This is a genomic window from Micromonospora sp. MH33 (assembly GCF_003013775.1).
Classification (GTDB): Bacteria; Actinomycetota; Actinomycetes; order Mycobacteriales; family Micromonosporaceae; genus Micromonospora; species Micromonospora fulviviridis.
Window position 1 is genome coordinate 1 of sequence record NZ_MUYZ01000447.1, and the last position, 3,757, is coordinate 3,757.

Annotated in this window: 3 protein-coding genes and 2 pseudogenes; 4 read left to right on the forward strand and 1 reads right to left on the reverse strand. The window is 75.3% G+C overall.

Going from position 1 to position 3,757, the window contains the following annotated elements; translation table 11 throughout:
• A pseudogene (locus B0E53_RS34125) lies at positions 1 to 261 on the reverse strand (2-phospho-L-lactate guanylyltransferase); the annotation flags it as partial.
• Positions 262 to 370: 109 nt separating this feature from the next.
• On the opposite strand from B0E53_RS34125, the gene B0E53_RS34130 reads away from it, so the two are divergent.
• The 4 genes and pseudogenes from B0E53_RS34130 to B0E53_RS34145 form a co-directional block, all read left to right on the forward strand.
• The gene (locus B0E53_RS34130; RefSeq protein ID WP_107079674.1) at positions 371 to 1,096 is read left to right on the forward strand and encodes a lysophospholipid acyltransferase family protein; all 726 of its coding nucleotides are present in this window, start codon (positions 371 to 373) and stop codon (positions 1,094 to 1,096) included.
• Positions 1,097 to 1,163: 67 nt separating this feature from the next.
• Entirely contained in the window at positions 1,164 to 2,171 is a 1,008-nt protein-coding gene (locus B0E53_RS34135; protein ID WP_107079675.1) for an NAD(P)H-dependent glycerol-3-phosphate dehydrogenase, read from the forward strand.
• Between the two features lie 7 nt (positions 2,172 to 2,178).
• Positions 2,179 to 3,288 carry a cystathionine gamma-lyase gene (locus B0E53_RS34140; protein ID WP_107079676.1) on the forward strand — a complete coding sequence of 370 codons (1,110 nt, stop codon included), beginning with the start codon at positions 2,179 to 2,181 and terminating at the stop codon, positions 3,286 to 3,288.
• A gap of 171 nt (positions 3,289 to 3,459) precedes the next feature.
• Positions 3,460 to 3,757, forward strand: a pseudogene (locus tag B0E53_RS34145) (putative protein N(5)-glutamine methyltransferase); the annotation flags it as partial.

Here is a 3,757-nt window from a genome sequence, read left to right on the forward strand (position 1 = left end):
GAAGGCCGCGTTCAGCCCGGCCGCCGGGTCCGGCGCGACCTCCGCGCCGGCCGCCGTGGCCTCCGCCGCCACCCGGGGGTCGTCGGTCACCACCAGCACCCGGGCCACCGCCGGGCAGGACCGCACCGCGCCGACCGTGTCGGCCGCCAGGGCCAGCGCCAGCTCCTCATGGGGTACGCCGGGCAGCGCGCCGCGCAGGCGGCTCTTCGCCACCCCGAGGCGCTTCACCGGCACCACCACGGTCCAGGTCGGCTCAGGCACGTGACAATCCTGCCAGTCGGCCGGCGGTACCCTCACTGGCCGGACCCGGGACGAGCAGGCATGATTTCGTCCCGGGGCGTGCGCGCGTGGGGCGGAACGAGGAGGCAGGGTGGCACCGCGGAGGCTGGGATTCTGGCCACGGTTCGCCGTGGTGCTGGTGAAGCCGGTGTTGACCGTCTGGACGCGGCGCACCTGGCGGGGCATGGAGCACCTGCGCCGCGACGGCGGCATCATCATCGTGCCCAACCACATCTCACACGCGGACCCGCTGGTGTCCGCGCACTTCATCTACGACTCGGGGCGCTGGCCGCGGTACCTCGGCAAGGCCAGCGTGTTCCGGGTTCCGGTGATCGGTTGGATCCTGCACCGCTGCAAGCAGATCCCGGTCGAGCGCGGCAGCGTCGAGGCGGCCCGGTCGCTGGACAAGCTGGTCGCCGCGCTGGACGAGGGAGGCGCGGTGGTGATCTACCCGGAGGGGACCACCACCCGGGAGCCGGACCTGTGGCCGATGAAGGGCAAGACCGGCGCGGCCCGGCTGGCGCTGGCCACCGGCGCGCCGGTGATCCCGGTCGCCATGGTCGGCCCGGAGCGGATGTTCGACCCGCGGACCGCCCGCATCCGACTGCGCCCGCGTACGCCGGTGACGGTGGTCGCCGGTCCGCCGATCGACCTGAGCCGGTGGGCGGGCGCCACGCCGACCCGGGCGATCCTGGAGGAGATGACCGACACGATCATGCTGCGGATCCGGGACCTGGTCGCCGAGATCCGCGGCGGCACGCCACCACCGCTCTGGGAGCGGCCGGCCCGGACGCGTACGCCCGAGGTGACCGAGTGAGCGAGCGAACCAGCCGGCTCAGTGCGCTGGAGCCGCATGTCGTCGCCGACCGAAGGGAGGCGACGGCATGAGCGGGCACGTCGCGGTGCTGGGGGCGGGCTCGTGGGGCACCGCGTTCGCCAAGATCCTCGCCGACGCCGGCCGGGACGTGACCATCCTGGCCCGGCGCGCCTCGGTGGCCGAGGCGATCCGGACCGGGCGCCACAACCCGGACTACCTGCCGGACGTGCGGCTGCCCGACCGGGTCACCGCGACCGGGGACGCCGAGGAGGCGATCGCCGGGGCCGAGGTGGTGGTGCTTTCCGTGCCGTCGCAGACGCTGCGCGCCAACCTCGCCGAGTGGACCCCGTACCTGGACTCCGACGCCACGCTGGTCTCCCTCATGAAGGGCATCGAGCTGGGCACCACGAAGCGGATGAGTCAGGTGATCGTGGAGACGGCCGGGGTGCCGGCCGACCGGGTGGTGGTCGTCTCCGGGCCCAACCTGGCACCGGAGATCGCCGCCGAGCAGCCGGCCGCGACCGTGGTGGCCGGCACCGACAGCCGCCGGACCGCGCTGGTCCAGTCGTCGATCCGGACGCCGTACTTCCGGCCGTACACGAACGACGACGTGATCGGTTGCGAGCTGGGCGGGGCGGTGAAGAACGTGATCGCGCTGTCGTACGGCATCGCCACCGCGATGGGATTCGGCGACAACACCCGGGCCATGCTGATGACCCGAGGCCTGGCCGAGACCGCCCGGCTGGGCGTCGCGCTCGGCGCCGACCCGATCACCTTCGCCGGGCTGGCCGGCATGGGGGACCTGGTCGCCTCCTGCTCCTCGCCGCTGGCCCGCAACCGCACCTTCGGCGAGCACCTGGGCCGGGGGGAGACCCTGGAGCAGGCCCAGGCGGCCACCCGGCAGACCGCCGAGGGCGTGAAGAGCTGCCTGGCCATCCGCGACCTGGCCCGGGCGCACGGGGTGGAGATGCCGATCACCGAGCAGATCGAGCGGATCTGCCACGAGGGGATGGACCCGCGGCTCGCCGTGGACGCCCTGATGAGCCGCACCGCGAAGCCCGAATCGTACGAGTGAGGTGGCGATGACCGAGTGGGGTGACGGCACGCGCAGCGTGCACGCCGGGCTGCCCGCGCCGGAACCGGGACAGCCCTTCCTGCCCGGGCCGGTCTTCGCCGCGCCGTACCACCTGGACCCGTGGCGGGGGCCGGAGGCGACCCCCAACGGGTACGGGCGGCCGGACAACCCCACCCGGCGGCTGCTGGAGGCGGCCGTCGGCGAGCTGGAGGGCGGCGACTGCCGGGTCTTCGCCAGCGGCCAGGCGGCCATCACCGGGCTGCTGCTGGCCCTGCTGCGCCCCGGGGACACCGTGCTGCTCCCCGCCGACGGCTACTTTCCGGTGCGGGCCTTCGCCACCGCCACCCTCCAGGGCATCGGGGTACGGGTCGGCTTCGTGCCGACCGCCGGGCCGTACCCGTCGTTCGAGGGCGTCCGGCTGGTGCTCCTGGAAACCCCGGCGAACCCCGGCCTGGACGTGGCCGACATGCCGGCGCTGGCCGCCGCGGCGCACGCCGCCGGGTCCCTCGTGGCGGTCGACAACACCACCGCCACCCCGCTCGGGCAGCGGCCGCTGGACCTCGGCGCCGACGTGGTGGTCGCCTCCGGCACCAAGGCCCTCACCGGCCACTCCGACCTGCTGCTCGGCTACGTGGCGACCCACTCCGCCGAACTGCTCGACGCGGTGACCGCCTGGCGGACCACCACGGGCGGGGTGCCCGGGGCGTTCGACTGCTGGCTGGCGCACCGCTCGCTGGCGACCGTGGACCTGCGGCTGGCCCGGCAGACCGCCAACGCCGAGACGCTGGCCCGGCTGCTCGCCGGCCGCGCCGACGTCACCGGCGTGCGCTGGCCCGGGCTGCCCACCGACCCGGCCCACCCGGTGGCCTCGGTCCAGATGCGACGGATGCCCGGCGTGCTCTCCTTCGACCTGGGCGACGCCGACCGGGTGGCCCGGTTCCTCGACGCGTCCCGCCTGGTGGCCGCCGCCACCTCGTTCGGCGGGCTGCACACCACCGCCGACCGGCGGGCCCAGTGGGGCGACGACACCCCGCCCGGCTTCGTCCGGCTCTCCTGCGGCATCGAGGACGGCGCCGACCTGGTCGCCGACGTCACCGCCGCGCTGGACGCGGCCTGACGGCACCCGGCCCGCTCCGCTAAGGTGACGGGCAGCCACGGCCCGCGCGGGCCCCGACCCGAGGAGGTGAGACCGATCCACCAGCAGAGGACCGGCGCTCCCTCCGAGTCCGCGTCGCCCCAGGGTTAGGCGACGCCGGGAGCGCCGACGAGCGTTCCCGAAAGGCCTGCCATGACACCCACCCTGTTCTCTCCCGACCGTCCCGCCGTCGTCCGCCGGCTGCGCGCCGCCGGCTGCGTCTTCGCCGAGGACGAGGCGGAACTGCTGATCGCCGCCGTCGACTCGGCCGAGGCGCTGGCCGGCCTGGTCGACCGCCGGGTCGCCGGCCTGCCGCTGGAGCACCTGCTCGGCTGGGCCGAGTTCTGCGGCCTGCGGGTCGCCGTCGACCCCGGGGTGTTCGTGCCCCGCGGGCGGACCGCCCTGCTGGTCGCCGCCGCCGCGGCGGTGGCCGGTCCGGCGCCCGCCGTGC